This is a genomic window from Ancylomarina euxina (assembly GCF_003863355.1).
GTDB lineage: Bacteria > Bacteroidota > Bacteroidia > Bacteroidales > Marinifilaceae > Ancylomarina > Ancylomarina euxinus.
Genome location: NZ_QQWG01000011.1, coordinates 33968 through 48860, shown reverse-complemented (window position 1 = coordinate 48860; position 14893 = coordinate 33968). Strand labels below are relative to the sequence as shown.

Below are 14893 nucleotides of genomic sequence, written 5' to 3'. Positions count from 1 at the left end.
AAAAATAGAATTGCTTTGAATAAAGGAAAGTTAAATATTGCAATTTTGAGTTTGGGTATTGTACTTTTTTCAATTGCTTGCTCCAACCAAAAAAACACCTTTGTGAGTCGTAAATATCATGCTCTCACGACTCACTATAATGTATTCTTTAACGGAAAAGAAAGCTTTAAGGCTGGAAAGAAGAAGATTGAAGATGGCATTGAATATAATTATACCACGATCTTACCCGTATTCGATTATCAAGACATTAGTGCACGTGCAATAGCTGCTGGCGATATTGATAATGCTATTGACAAAGCTACCAAGGCAATAAAATTGCATTCTATAACAAGAAAACCGAAACGTAAAAAAGTAGAACAATCTGATAAGTATAAGGAATTTCGTAAGAAAAGAGAATTTAATAGTTGGATTGAGGATTGTTATTTGCTTCTTGGTAGGGCTCTGTTTTATAAAGCTGATTATAGAACCGCTGAAAAGGCCTTGGAACAAGGCTTGAAAGATTTTCCAGAATCTAAAATAAAGTATGAATTTCAGATTGAATTAGCCAGATGTCAAATTGATCAGGAAAATTATTCAGGAGCCATTGGTTTACTTGAAGAAGTGAGTGCTTTACCTAATTTGTCTAAAAAGAATAGATTGGAAATTGCAGCACTTTTTGCTGATATTAATATTCGAGAGAAAGATTATCAAGCTGCGATCTCGAATCTGCAAACGGCAATTCGGTTACAGAATACGAAACATGTAAAAGCTAAGTACTATTATATTTTAGGGCAGCTATATCTTAAGTTAGATCAAGCTAGTAATGCTTCTGATGCGTTCTTAAGCCTAATCAAATTGCATTCTACTTATGAGATGGCTTTTAATGCTAAAATCTCACAGGCCCTTACCTATACAGGTTCGGGTAATGGTTCTGAAATTCGTAGGCAGCTAAATAAGATGCTTAAGGATCAGAAAAATTCGGATTACAGAGATCAGATTTATTTTGCTTTAGCTGAGATGGATATGATTGATGGAGATAAAAATTCAGCCATAGAGAATTATTGGAATTCGACTAAAGAAAGTGTCGCCAATGATAATCAAAAGGCCGTGTCATTCATTAAGTTAGCAGATAATTATTTTGCTGATCTTAATTATAAAAAAGCTCAGATTTGTTATGATAGTTCTATGGTTTATCTTGATCAGAATTATCCAAATTATCAAAACATATCACTTAGGGTCGGTAACCTGACCAATTTGGTAAATAATCTGAATATTATTGAACGAGAGGATAGTTTGCAGAGAGTTGCTGGAATGAGTGAGAAGGAAAGAGATTTCTTGATACGTGGCCTGATAGACATAGAGCTGGAGAAAGAAGAGGCTAAAAGACTAGCTGAATCTGAGAATAGAGCCGATAAAACGTTCTTTACTCAGAATAATATGGTTGGAAATTTTAATTCCAATAATTCATCTCAAACACAAGGGAATTGGTATTTTTATAATCCAACAACTGTGGGTCTAGGTAAATCAGAATTTCTGCGTAAGTGGGGAAGGAGAAAACTTTCTGATAACTGGAGACGTAAGAATAAATCAATTGCGACAGCTGATAATTTAGATGAGGCTCCTTTGAACGATAGTGGTGACACAAAAGTTATTGTTGATAAAGGTGATCGTAAGAATAAATCGTACTATCTCGTTGGTTTGCCTTTAACCGATGAATTAATTGATAAATCGAATCAAGACATAATGGAAGCCTTACACGAGGCATCATTTGTATATTCTGAACGATTGTTTGATAAAGCTAAAGCAATTGAGATAATGGAGGTTTTATTAAAACGCTTTCCTCAAAATCCCTATTTGTTATCAGCTTATTACCAATGCTACTCTTTATATAAACAGGAAAGTAATTCTTCTAAATCGGAATACTATAAGAATAAAATTCTCACAGAATTTGCAGATACCGATTATGCTAGGGCTTTAAATGATCCGGATTATTGGGCAAAAATTGAAATGCAAAATAGAGAGGCAGATTCATTGTATTTAACTGCTTATGATGCTTTTCAGAATTTTTATTACGAGCAAGTTATTCGTATTTGTGAACAGGGCCTAAAGAAATATCCAGAATCTAAATTAAAATCAAATTTCTTGTTTTTAAGAGCTTTGTCTATAGGGCGAACTCAAAGTGTGGAAGAATTTAAGACTGTGCTTCAAGAGCTTCTTGACTCGAAACCAAGCTCGGAAATTGAAGAAGTCTCTCGTGGTATTTTAAGTACTCTAAATGCAGGATCTGTACCAATTCGTTATTCTCAGGAAGATATGAATAAGGCAAGGCAGAATCGTTTGCTGATTAATTGGAGAATTGAAGATCAGTTAGCTCTTGAAATGGTAAATGGAGGTGGCAATGATTCGGATATTGAAAAAGACTATTTCAAGTTTGTGCCAAATGAAGAGCATTACTTTGTTCTCTTGTTTAAGAGAAGAGCTGTAGACCCTAACAAAACCATGTTTAATATTGATCGTTATAACAGATCTGAGAATAAAAGAAACCTAAGAACAGATCGTCTTTCGTTGAATAAAAATGAGGTTATTATTTTAGTTAAGGGCCTTAAAAATAAAGAAGAAGCTTTAAATTATTTTAATCAGGTTATTGCGTCGGATATAGCTTATAAAGGTCTGGAAAATATACCTTATAAAAACTTCTTGATATCAGTATCAAATTTTGAGACAATGAAAAAGGAAGAACTCGTGGATGAATATATGAGTTTTTACAAGAAGCATTATTATCAGAAAAAAGCGGCATTGATTGAGCAAGAGGGCGAATTGGTTGATGAAGAAATAAGTGATCAGGATTTTGAAATTGATTCAAAAGATAATCATCGTTTTATTCTCTTAGTACCTTCACGTAAAATAAATATGATAAATTTAAAGAATGATGTCTTCAATCATGATAAGGATTTTCGTGCTATAAAAGAACAATACGACGAAACTCGCCATATGGTGATTGTCAGTAATCTGGGATCTCAGGATTTAGCAATGGATTATTTTAATCAAATTACAAAAGATAAAACAGTGTTCGATCAGCTATCTCAAATTGATTATGAGAGCTTTGTGATTGGTGAGAAGAACTTCATGAAGTTTTTTGTTAATAGAAGCTTGAATAAATATCTATCTTTTTTTAGTGAAAATTACATCAAGAAAGCTGCAGAAAAACAAGTTAGTGATATTAAAGTGACTGAGTTTGATAATGGTCCTTATCAGTATAATGAAAATTCAGCTCACGATTTTGTTTTAATCTTTAAAAAAGAAGGTGTAAATTCTAAAGCCGTTGAAAATAGTATCAAAAAATATAATACGAAAACTTTAAAAACAGAACTTCTATCTCTTGACGAAGAACGTGATATGATTGTCGTTTCTAATATGAGAAATAAGAAACAAGCGATGATGTATTTCAGAGCAATCATTTCCAATCGAAATTTATTCGATCAGGTTGAAAAATCGGGCTATCGTAATTTTATTATCTCGAAGGATAATTTTGAGATGTTTAAAAATTTGACTGATACGGATCAGTATTTGGAATTTTTTAGCAAACGCTATTTAAATTAAGCTTTCTTAATGTTTTTGTTGAAATATATTCAGGTGTATGAACGTTACTTATGACGTAGGACAAGTTGGGTAATTACAAGTATTAGAATCTTGTTTCTGCGACGAATATTAAGGTAATAGCGCATTACTAATTGTAGAACATTAAAAAGATTTGTACGTGAAAGCAATTAAGATACTTTGGGTTGACGATGAGATAGATTTATTAAAACCGCATATTATTTTCCTGGAGGGAAAGGATTATATTGTTGAAACCTGCAATAATGCCCCAGAGGCAATTGATATGGTTCGCAATACGCATTACGATTTGGTTTTATTGGATGAGAACATGCCCGGTATGTCGGGCTTGGAAGCTTTGTCAGAAATAAAGGCCATCGATCTGACTCTTCCTATCGTCATGATCACAAAGAGTGAGGAAGAAGATATTATGGATGAAGCTATTGGAGGGCATATAAGCGACTACCTGATCAAGCCTGTAAATCCGAAGCAGATTCTTCTGAGTATCAAAAAAAACATAGATAAAAGACGATTAGTATCGGAAAAAACCACCTCTGCCTATCAATCTAGATTCTCACAGTTAGGAATGGAGATAAATGATTGTAGGAACTTCGAAGATTGGAAACAAGTCTACAAAAAGTTGGTCTTTTGGGAACTGGAACTTGCCGGAATTGAAGATTCAGGTATGGATGAGGTTCTCAAGATGCAGAAATCAGAAGCCAATAATTTATTTGCTCGCTATATAAAGAAGAACTATTTGGATTGGATGAATTCCGACACCAAAGAAAAGCCTCTATTTTCACACGATGTTTTTAAAAAGAAGGTTTTTCCATTATTAGATAAAGGGGAGAAGGTTGTTTTTGTTTTGATCGATAATTTACGTGTCGATCAATGGCAAATCTTGTATCCTATTATTAGCGAGTATTTTGTGATGAAGGATGATGATATGTATTGTTCTATCTTACCTACTGCAACGCAATATGCTAGGAATGCTATGTTTGCAGGTTTGATGCCTTTGGATATTCAGAAGCGATATCCTGAACTGTGGATTAATGATGACGAAGAAAGTAGTAAAAATATACATGAAGAGGAACTCATCGGATTGCATTTAAAACGTAAGTTTAAAGACGTCAAATACAACTACGAAAAGGTCAGTTCTAAGAAAACGGGAGCCAAAATTCTGGATAATTTATCAACCCTATTGGATTCTCAGTTGAACGTCTTTGTTTACAATTTTGTGGATATGCTTTCTCATGCACGAACTGAAAGTGAGATGATTCGAGAATTGGCTAATGATGAAGCAGCCTATCGCTCGTTGACATCTTCCTGGTTTGAACATTCCCAGTTACTAGAATTGATTAAGAAATTATCTGATCAAGATATAAAGCTTATTATTTCAACAGATCATGGTGCTATTAGAGTCCAGAATTCTATAAAGGTGGTTGGTGATAGACAGACTAATACCAATTTAAGATATAAGCAGGGTAGAAACCTGAACTACAATCCTAAGCAGGTTTTTGAAGTTACTAAGCCCTCAGAGGCTCATTTGCCACAGATGAATATGAGTTCTTCATACATTTTTGCCACAGGAGAGGATTTCTTAGCTTATCCTAACAACTATAATTATTACAGTTCTTATTATAAAAATACTTTTCAGCATGGAGGCATTTCAATAGAAGAAATGTTAATTCCTTTAATAACTTTGAGCCCGAGAAAAAAGTAAAGGCTTTTCTCTGAGATTGTAACATGATTAGTATAATTGAAAATGACTGAATTAAGTATTAAAAATTTAGAAGAGATCAATTCGGTAGCGAAGCAGTTTATCGAATTGGTGGGGGAACGCCGTGTATTTGCTATGTATGGGGCTATGGGAGTTGGAAAAACGACCTTTGTAAAAGCCGTTTGTGAAGTGCTAGGTGTAGAGGATACAATTAATAGTCCAACCTTTGCTATTGTAAACGAGTATCATACGCCGAAAGATAAGATTGTTTATCATTTCGATTTTTACAGAATAGATGATGTTCAAGAGGCTTATGATTTTGGATACGAAGACTATTTTTATAGCAAAGCCTTGTGTTTTATAGAATGGCCAGAGCGAATAGAATCTATTTTACCTGCTGATGTAATTAATTTGAATTTCACTGAAAAAGAAGACGGAACTCGAATAATTCAGGTTGAAATGAATTAGAAATTTCTTCATTTTAGATAAGTCTTCCAATTTGTAATTATCAAAATCTGTTAAGCTTTAAAAAAAACTGTAACTTGTATTTCTAAAGAAGACACTAACGGTATAAATGACGATTATGGCAAACCTAAGTGATACCCCTAAAAATTTCCCTGTTGGCTATGAGTTTTATCATCCCAAGGAAAGGCTATTAGAAATTGAGAAGAGTAAGAAAAGATTGGTAATAGGTCTTCCTCGTGAGGATTATAGAGGTGAAAATAGAATTTGTTTAACACCACTCACTGTTGAGATGTTGGTGAATAATGGCCATGAAATTTTTATTGAAGAAGGTGCCGGACTAGCCTCAAATTATTCGGATAAAGATTATAGCGAGAATGGTGCTATGATCGTTAAAACAAAAGAGGAGATCTATCAAAGTGATGTTATTCTACAAATTTCCCCTCTATCATCTGACGAGATAGATATGCTTAAGGGGAATCAGATTATTATGTCGGCCCTCCAGGTACATTGTCAAACTGCTGAAAATATTAGTAAGTTAATACAGAAAAAAGTCACTGCAATTGCTTTTGAGTATCTCAAAGATAGAGATAATCATTTTCCTGTTGTTCGTTCTATGAGTGAAATTGCTGGGGTATCAGCCATTATGATTGCTGGTGAATATTTGAGTAAAGGTAAAGGTGGCAAAGGGGTTCTTTTAGGAGGTGTAACGGGAGTTTCTCCAACCGAAGTTATTATACTTGGAGCAGGTACAGCAGCAGAATATGCAGGAAGAGCAGCTATGGGGCTTGGAGCAAGCATTAAGGTCTTTGATAACTCGATGTATCGCTTACGTCGTTTGGATGACCATTTAGGACATCGCGTACATACATCAACCTTCCACCCTTATGTTTTAGCTAAAGCTTTAAAGTCTGCCGATGTTGTTATTGGGGCTCTTCGTTACGAAGGCAATCACCCAGGAACACTTGTTACCGAGGATATGGTAAAGGAAATGAAAGAAGGCTCTGTCATTATTGATCTAAGCATAGATCAAGGGGGGTGTTTTGAGACATCGGAGATGACAACACATGAAAATCCCGTTTTTCGAAAGCATGGCGTTATTCATTATTGTGTGCCTAACTTAGCTTCTCATGTAAGCAGAACGGCATCTTTGGCCATGAGTAATATTTGCGCGCCCTTATTATTACACATTGCTAATAATGGAGGCTTACATCAATTCCTAAAAACGGATATGGGCTTACGACATGGGACTTATATCTATAGAGGTATATTAACCAATCAGCGTTTAGGTGATTGTGTTGGTATCTTGGCTAAGGATATTAACCTGTTTTTTGCATCTATGTAATTTTGAATGCAAAATTTGGATTTCGATTTTCATATGTAAAGTTATTTTTAACGACAAGCCGGTTTGTCTGAAACATATCATTTTAGTTTTTATTAATAATTGAGAGCTTGCTTTTTTTAGAGTAAGCTTTTTTTGTGTGTTGATACATAGATCTTTCTGTTAAGGTATATTTAAATCATTAGTGAATTCTTATTGAATGTTAAGTTTTGTTTCTCAGTAGTTTTTATCTTATTTTGCCATTATAAATAAGCCTATACTATGTCTAAAATTCTACTCGTCCTATTTTTCATATTGAATTCCTTTATATCGGGTATAAATGCTCAAAACCAGATAGAAAAATCAGACTTAAACATACAAGAGCAAATTATCTCTAATCTAATTGAATCTTCAGTTAGTTACAGAGGTACGGATAAGAAGTTAAGTGTAGAAATTTGTGAGAAGGCAATTAAGTTAGCAGAAAAAGAACAAATTGATTCTTTATTGGCTCTTGCACTAAAAACACAGGGGATTAACTACTATCTTTTGAGTGAGGATGATTCCAGCAAACTTTATTATGAAAAAGCTGTGTCTAAGTTTAATGAAATCGGGAACCTGGTTCAAGCGGGTAAAGTTTTGGGTAATATTGGCCTTATTTATAAGAGAAGAGGTGAGTATACCAAGGCTTTGGAGTATTATTTAAAAGAGATTGAAATTTTTTCAGAAATCAATCACACAGAAGGCCTTTCATCCATTTATATAAATATGGGTAATTTGGCTAATACAATGGGAAATCCATCCAGAGCAGAAGAATATTTTAATTCAGCTCTTAAGCTTGCAGAGAAAGAGAATAATATAGGCGATCAAATTAGCGCTCTTAATAATTTAGGAGCGATATATGAAAGTCAGGATAAATTTCGCGAAGCATTAGACGTATACGAGAAGTCTTTGAAGTTTGTTTTAAATAGTGGTAATAGCTCTATGGAGAGCCGACTGTATTTAAATGTTGGTCTTATATATCGTAGAACCGGTGCCTATGATCAAGCGGAATCATATTTAAAGAGGAGTTTTGATATTCGTAAACTAAGAGGAAACTATGAGGAACTTCTAGGCGTTTATAATGAGATGTTTGAACTTGCGATGTCTAAAAAGGAATTTGGAAAAGCTAAGCAGTTTGTTGGAACCATGCAGGATTTAGCAGAGATGAATGAAGATTCTGAATGGATGAGTGATATTTATCGTGCATATTCCAATTTATATAAAGAGACTGGTGATTATAAATTAGCGTTGGAATCTTTTGAGAATCATAGACAATTAAGTGATTCCATTCAAGCTGCTTTTAATACTGAAAAGTATAATGAATTGATGGTTAGGTATGATATGGATAAGACCAAGCAAGAAATGGTTGTAATGGCTCAAGATACTCGAATTCAAAGCTTGGAGCTTGATAAGAAGAATGCCTGGTTGGTTGCAATGCTTGTCATTATGCTATTGGGTGTTATTGCCATAGTGGTCTCATTCAGAATTAATAAACTAAAAGCTGAGCAAAAGTTGATGAATTTAGATCAGAAAGTATTGCTCTCGCAAATGAATCCTCATTTCTTATTTAATGCTCTAACAGCTGTACAGAGTTTGGTCCTCGATAATGAGTGTGATAAGGCTAACCTATATTTATCTGATTTGGGAACTCTTGTTCGCAATATACTCGAAGACTCTCGAAAAGAAAAAATAAGCCTTAGTCAGGAATTGATTACACTTGAAAAGTATATTGATCTACAGAAATTACGTTTTGATTTTCCAATAGAATTTCGATTTGATATTGAAGAAAATATTGATCTGGATGAGTTGAGTATTCCTCCTATGTTAACTCAACCTTTTATCGAAAATGCTTTTGTTCATGCAAATCTGCAGCAAGTTGATAAACCTGTGATTCTTATAAAAATTGAACTTTTAGATCCCAATTTTGTGACCTTTAGTATTCAAGATAATGGTGTTGGAATTGAGGAAGGAAAGAAGCAGTCTTTAATGAAAGAGAAGAAGTCGTTGGCTATGCAAATTGCCAGAGATCGTATTCAAATCTATAATTACAAGTCGAAATTTCAGATGAAGCTGGAAGTTATCGATTTGAAATATGTAGACCAAAACAAACAAGGAACTCTTGCTCGTTTTACTATTCCAACTCAGGCTTTATAACTTATACCTATGCGTAAATTAATTTTACTTCATCTCTGTATCCTGTTTATTAGTTTAAACCTGAAAGGCAATTTTTATTTGGGTGATAGTCTCATTGAAAGCTCTAAAGACTATGATCTGCTTTTGGATTCGATTAAGAAGATGAAAAGCTTGAGAGACTCTTCTTATACGATAAGCACGAAGTATGGAAAGAAAATTATTGAACTGGCTAAAGAATCTTTAGATCCAAATGTGATAGGGCTGGCAGAAAAGGAACAAGGGAATAGTTATATGTATCAAGGTTTATTTGATTCTGCTCTCTATCATTACAATAAAGCGATACCTGAGTTTAAAAAGGCAAAGCAAAATCTTGATGTCGGAAAGGTATTCAATAATATGGCCATTGTTTATAGGAGAACTAATAAGGCAGAACTTGCTCTTGAAACCTATCTCGAAGCTAAAGAAATATATGAATCAATTAATTTTGAAAAAGGAATAGCAAGTATTCAATTCAATATAGGCTGCATCTATCATGATTTCGCGGATTATAAAAAAGCTGAAGAGTATTATCTTGTTGCTTTGTCGTTATTGGAGAAGTTGGATTATGGATCAAGATTAGCTAGAGTAAACATGAACCTTGGTGTACTTTATCTTGAACAAGAGCAATTTGAAAAAGCTTTGGTATTTTTACATAAAGCAGATACCTTAAATGAGGAATATGGAACTCCTAAGCAAAAAGCGACAATACTCTTAAACCTTGGGCAGGTCGCATTTCATAAAAATAATTATACAAAAGCCCTGACCTATTATAAGGAATGTGAGGATGTAAGATTGAAGATGGATGATGTGTGGGGATTGCCTAAATCGTATAAGTGGTTGGCACAGTGCTTGATTGAAATGGAAAGATTTGATGAGGCGATCGTAAATCTCCAAAAAGGAGAAAAAATCTGTCTAGAATACAATCTTGATGATGACTTATTGGATCTTTATAGGATAAAGACAGAATTGTATGAGAAAATTAATGACCCAATCAAAGCTTTATTTTACTATAAGAAAACAACATTTTTGCATGATTCCCTGAACTCAGGGAGTCGAACCAAAAGATTAGCAGAGCTTGAGTTTACTCATAATTTAAAACTTAAAGAAAAGGAACTGGCTATTAAAAATATAGATTTAAGCAGAAAGAATATTTTGCTCTTGTCTTTAATTTGTTTTATAATTCTTGCTACAGCTTTTATACTTTTTTATTTGAGATCAAGATCCTATCGCAATAAGCTTCAGACTCTTTCTTTGGAGCAAAAAATACGATTAAGTCAAATGAATCCTCATTTTCTTTTCAATTCACTAACAGTGATTCAAGATTCTATTTTGAGTAATGAAAACGATAAGGCATTTAATTATTTGTCGAAACTTTCAGGATTGGTTCGTGGTGTTTTAGAGAATTCAACCCATGAGTATATTACCGTACGAAAGGAATTGGATATTCTAGCTGCTTATGTAGAATTGCAGAATTTAAGATTTGGAAATGGTATTAGCTATCGATTTGATATTGATTCTGAGATTGATTTGGATGAAATCAGAATTCCTCCTATGTTGGCGCAACCTATTGTAGAGAATGCCTTGATTCATGGTGAATTGAGAAGCAATCCTGATGCTGAAATTAAAATTTGCTTACTCAAGAATAAAGAGAGTAATAGCATTGACTTTACTGTTGAAGATAATGGAATCGGTATATTGAAGGCTCAGAATCAAAATAATGTTCATAAATCAATGGCAACAGAAATATTGAAGGACAGAGTCAGGATTTATAACTATTATTCAAAAAATGACTTAAGTATCGTTGTGACTGACCTTAAAACATTGAACAAAGATTTACATGGCACAAGAGTTTGTTTCAGTATTCCTCTTTCCAGTAATTAGACTTAATATTTGCATGAATTAAAGATAAAGAAAAAGCCGTTCGGAGAGAACGGCTTTTGTATGGTGATAAGCTTTGAGGATTACCCTAAAACTTCTTTCATCTTGTTTCCGATATCAGCAGGAGATTTCACAACGTGAATACCTGCAGCAGCAAGAGCTTCCATCTTTTCAGCAGCCGTTCCTTTTCCTCCGGCGATAATCGCACCAGCATGTCCCATACGTTTGCCTTCAGGAGCTGTTTGACCAGCGATAAAAGCCACGACAGGTTTTTTTACATACTTGGCAATATAAGCTGCAGCAGTTTCTTCATCCGATCCACCAATTTCACCGATCAGAACGATAGCCTCAGTTTCAGGATCCTCATTTAATAGTTTTACTGCATCGATATGCTTGGTTCCAATAATAGGATCACCACCAATACCGATAGCCGTTGATTGACCAAAACCCGCATTTCCCAGCTGATGAACAGCCTCATATGTTAGAGTCCCTGAACGTGAAATAATACCTATTTTACCCGGTTTATGAATAAAACCCGGCATAATTCCAATCTTCGCTACTCCTGGGGTTATTACACCAGGGCAGTTAGGTCCAATTAAAGTCGTCTTAGGACGCTTTTTAAGGAACTCATGTACATTGATCATATCAAGAGTAGGAATCCCTTCGGTGATACACACTACAAGCTCTATACCCGCATCGGCAGCTTCCATAATCGCATCAGCGGCAAAAGCTGGAGGAACAAAAATAACCGAAGCATTAGCGCTTGCAATTTTTACTGCATCTTTCACGGTATCGAAAACGGGTACGCTATCCATAAACATCTGACCACCTTTACCTGGCGTAACACCAGCAACTACATTGGTGCCATATTCTATCATTTGTTGGGTATGAAATCCCCCTTCTGTGCCAGTGATTCCCTGAACCACTAGTCTTGTATCTTTATTGACTAATACACTCATTGTGTCGATTGTTTTAATGGTGATGGTTCATTTAGCATGAACCCATACTAATTACCTACTTACTAATTGTTTGCCCTAATGTAGTAACCACTTTTTCAGCAGCATCTTTAAGTTCTGTGGCAGCAATAATATTCATGCCTGATTCCTCAAGAAGCTTTTTACCTTCTTCGGCGTTGGTTCCTTGTAAACGAACAACAATAGGTACTTGGGTATTGATATTTTTGATGGCTTGAATAACGCCATTGGCAACACGATCGCAACGAACGATACCGCCAAAAATATTAATTAAAACAGCCTTTACATTTTTATCTGAAAGGATGATGCGGAAACCTTGCTCAACTGTTTCAGCTGAAGCTGATCCTCCAACATCAAGGAAGTTTGCTGGTTCACCACCCGTCAACTTAATAATATCCATAGTTCCCATAGCCAAACCAGCACCATTCACCATACAGCCAATGTTACCATCCAGTTTGATATAGTTAAGGCCTGATTTATCAGCCTCGATTTCCAATGGCTCTTCTTCGTCAAAATCGCGAAGAGGCGTCAAAGTTTTCTGACGGTACATCGCATTATTATCGAAATCTGCCTTAGCATCCAATGCGATAACATCACCTTCCTGGGTTACAACCAATGGGTTGATTTCGAAAAGAGAAGCATCGGTTCCTATATAGGCTTTGTAAAGAGCAAGGAAAAATTTCACACCGTTTTTAAAAGCTGAGCCTGTTAATCCCAAAGAAAAAGCCATTTCTCTGGCTTGGAAAGCTTGAAGCCCAACTGAAGCATCAACACCAACTTTAAGAATTTTATCAGGAGTTTCTTCAGCAACTTTCTCAATCTCCATTCCCCCTTCGGTAGAAACCATAAAGGTTACCTTTGATGAGGCACGATCAAGAACGATACCCGCATAATACTCATGCGCGATATTCGAAGCTTCTTCAATCCAGACCTTTTTTACCAATCGTCCTTCAGGACCCGTTTGATGTGTGATTAGGGTCATCCCTAATATATCACTAGCATATTGGCGAACATCTTGAGCAGTGGGTGCAAATTTGACACCTCCACCTTTTCCGCGGCCTCCAGCGTGAATTTGTGCTTTAACAACGACAGGTAATCCTATTTCTTTTGCTGCTTCTTCAGCCTCTTGTACTGTAAAGGCAATTTTTCCCTGGGGAACAGCTACACCATAGGATCTTAAAATCTCCTTGGCTTGGTATTCGTGAATTTTCATGGGCTAATAATTATTGTGGCTTAGTTAGATTAACTCGTTAAAAGTCGATTTATGATGACTCAAAACAAGCCTTGTTTTTTTAACGAACTTAAATATATAAATAACTGAATGAATATAAAAAGATGAGAAGCCTTTTTTCGGACTTCTTTGTCTTAAATTCTTATAGATAATATCAATGAGGTCATTTAAAGCAACTTGAGGATCTCCTTTGTTTGAGAGTTGTTCCATTTTAACATCTTGTGAAAAAGATAGGCTGATTTTAATCTGTTATAGTAAGCCTGAGTTTGGAATTCCCATACGTTAGAATATTTAAAAGCTCCCTTTCTGCTTATGCGGAAAAGGGAGCTTTTTATAAAGGAAGCAACTCCAGATTTCTTATTTTAAAATATATTGCCCTATCGCCTGCCGGCACTTTCCCTGATAGGGAAAGGAATTCGTATTTTGATCTATGAGTTTGATAATGGTTATAATTTGATTCAAAATTAATAAATCATTTTCTCCCTTTTTAGGGGAATCCGATGGATCACGAACACACTAATATTTTTTTCTGTGAGTAAATGTCCGAAGGACAGAAGGGTGCCATTTGTTCAGCTCCATAATTCTAGCTTTTTACTTCAAAACCCTAGCAAAAAGCCAAGCTCATCTACATTTTTTACCCACGCTTCTGGCAAAAAGCCAGAACATCCTCCAAAATAGCCAACCCGTTCTATCTTAAGCGAAGGTGATTGCAGTAGAAAGCTAGGAAATCCTAGCAAAAAGCCAGACGAATCTCTCAAAAAGCTAGGCGCATGACCAATTGATAAGGAAGCTTGAAGCTTTTTTGAAGAAGGATGCTGTGCAATGAAGGCTTATGTGCTTGCATTTGTAAATCCTGATACTAAAAATCCCGAACGACGGGGTTCGGGATTATTACCGTTTAATTATTATTCGTTTTTATTCAACGACCTCTTGAGCTGTTGTTGACTTTTTCTTTGCACGTGGGAAACGGTTCTTTAATTCGCTAGTTGCTTCTTTAGCTCCAGGTTGCCCCATACTAGCTGCATTTTTAAGCACTTTGTAAATAGATAAAGCTGAAGAATACGCTTGGCTGCCTGCCAAAGTCATGGTGTCGTCTATTTCGTTTGCTATACGCATTAGTGGTGTGTTTATGTTACGAAGAACACGCACGGTTTCAAAATTGACTCTTGCCTCAGGTACATCAATAAAATTGGGCATAAAACCAGGATATTGCTCGCCATATTCTAAGGCTTTTTCTACAAAGGCTACGGTCTTATCACCCATTTTAGGTAGGTCTCTTTTTTCTTCAGGAATTAGGGTGTGAAGCTTAGGCGAAAGTATAGCATTAATGCCTGCTATGTGATCGTTTAACTGTGTTTTTTCGTCGTCACTAAGTTGAAATGAAATTACATTTTCCATAAGGGTTTGTTTGTTTTTAATTGTACATTGGGTTAAAACTTATGTAAGTTAAATCAAATACTTAGGCGAAATTATAATTGAGATGTTAAATATTCATAAAAATATTTGTTGATAATATTTGATGG

The 14893-nt window shown here is 35.1% G+C and carries 9 protein-coding genes; 6 read left to right on the top strand and 3 right to left on the bottom strand.

What is annotated here, in order from left to right; translation table 11 throughout:
• Positions 1-15: 15 nt before the first annotated feature.
• The 6 genes from porW to DWB61_RS11555 all read left to right on the top strand — a co-directional run bounded on the left by porW (position 16) and on the right by DWB61_RS11555 (position 11168).
• Positions 16-3579 carry a type IX secretion system periplasmic lipoprotein PorW/SprE gene (gene porW, locus DWB61_RS11580; RefSeq protein WP_125031070.1) on the top strand — a complete coding sequence of 1188 codons (3564 nt, stop codon included), beginning with the start codon at positions 16-18 and terminating at the stop codon, positions 3577-3579.
• A gap of 157 nt (positions 3580-3736) precedes the next feature.
• Entirely contained in the window at positions 3737-5296 is a 1560-nt protein-coding gene (porX, locus tag DWB61_RS11575) for a T9SS response regulator signal transducer PorX (protein ID WP_191984779.1), read from the top strand.
• 42 nt (positions 5297-5338) lie between these two features.
• Complete coding sequence (gene tsaE / locus DWB61_RS11570) at positions 5339-5761, top strand: tRNA (adenosine(37)-N6)-threonylcarbamoyltransferase complex ATPase subunit type 1 TsaE (protein ID WP_125031068.1); 423 nt, start codon at positions 5339-5341, stop codon at positions 5759-5761.
• A 115-nt stretch (positions 5762-5876) separates the two neighbouring features.
• A complete protein-coding gene (locus DWB61_RS11565; RefSeq protein WP_125031067.1) occupies positions 5877-7100 on the top strand; it encodes an alanine dehydrogenase in 1224 nt (407 codons plus the stop codon).
• Positions 7101-7358: 258 nt separating this feature from the next.
• Positions 7359-9269 (top strand): tetratricopeptide repeat-containing sensor histidine kinase, encoded by a 1911-nt coding sequence (locus tag DWB61_RS11560; RefSeq protein ID WP_125031066.1) that lies wholly within the window; start codon positions 7359-7361, stop codon positions 9267-9269.
• Between the two features lie 9 nt (positions 9270-9278).
• The gene (locus DWB61_RS11555) at positions 9279-11168 is read left to right on the top strand and encodes a tetratricopeptide repeat-containing sensor histidine kinase (RefSeq protein WP_125031065.1); all 1890 of its coding nucleotides are present in this window, start codon (positions 9279-9281) and stop codon (positions 11166-11168) included.
• Between the two features lie 80 nt (positions 11169-11248).
• Here the strand turns inward: DWB61_RS11555 and sucD are convergent, their stop codons facing one another.
• The 3 genes from sucD to DWB61_RS11540 all read right to left on the bottom strand — a co-directional run bounded on the left by sucD (position 11249) and on the right by DWB61_RS11540 (position 14768).
• Positions 11249-12124, bottom strand: coding sequence for a succinate--CoA ligase subunit alpha (gene sucD / locus DWB61_RS11550; RefSeq protein WP_125031064.1), 876 nt, complete (start codon positions 12122-12124; stop codon positions 11249-11251).
• Positions 12125-12179: 55 nt separating this feature from the next.
• Positions 12180-13352: an ADP-forming succinate--CoA ligase subunit beta gene (gene sucC, locus DWB61_RS11545; RefSeq protein ID WP_125031063.1), complete on the bottom strand. Its 1173-nt coding sequence runs from the start codon at positions 13350-13352 to the stop codon at positions 12180-12182.
• A 933-nt stretch (positions 13353-14285) separates the two neighbouring features.
• On the bottom strand, positions 14286-14768 hold the full coding sequence (locus tag DWB61_RS11540; protein ID WP_125031062.1) for a hypothetical protein: 483 nt from the start codon (positions 14766-14768) through the stop codon (positions 14286-14288).
• Positions 14769-14893 lie beyond the last annotated feature (125 nt).

What these genes read in the sequence shown, in the direction of transcription:
- sucC (WP_125031063.1), bottom strand. Translation starts at nt 13,352, where the DNA reads ATGAAAATTCACGAATACCAAGCCAAGGAGATTTTAAGATCCTATGGT.
- DWB61_RS11560 (WP_125031066.1), top strand. Translation starts at nt 7,359, where the DNA reads ATGTCTAAAATTCTACTCGTCCTATTTTTCATATTGAATTCCTTTATA.
- DWB61_RS11540 (WP_125031062.1), bottom strand. Translation starts at nt 14,768, where the DNA reads ATGGAAAATGTAATTTCATTTCAACTTAGTGACGACGAAAAAACACAG.
- sucD (WP_125031064.1), bottom strand. Translation starts at nt 12,124, where the DNA reads ATGAGTGTATTAGTCAATAAAGATACAAGACTAGTGGTTCAGGGAATC.
- tsaE (WP_125031068.1), top strand. Translation starts at nt 5,339, where the DNA reads ATGACTGAATTAAGTATTAAAAATTTAGAAGAGATCAATTCGGTAGCG.
- DWB61_RS11565 (WP_125031067.1), top strand. Translation starts at nt 5,877, where the DNA reads ATGGCAAACCTAAGTGATACCCCTAAAAATTTCCCTGTTGGCTATGAG.
- DWB61_RS11555 (WP_125031065.1), top strand. Translation starts at nt 9,279, where the DNA reads ATGCGTAAATTAATTTTACTTCATCTCTGTATCCTGTTTATTAGTTTA.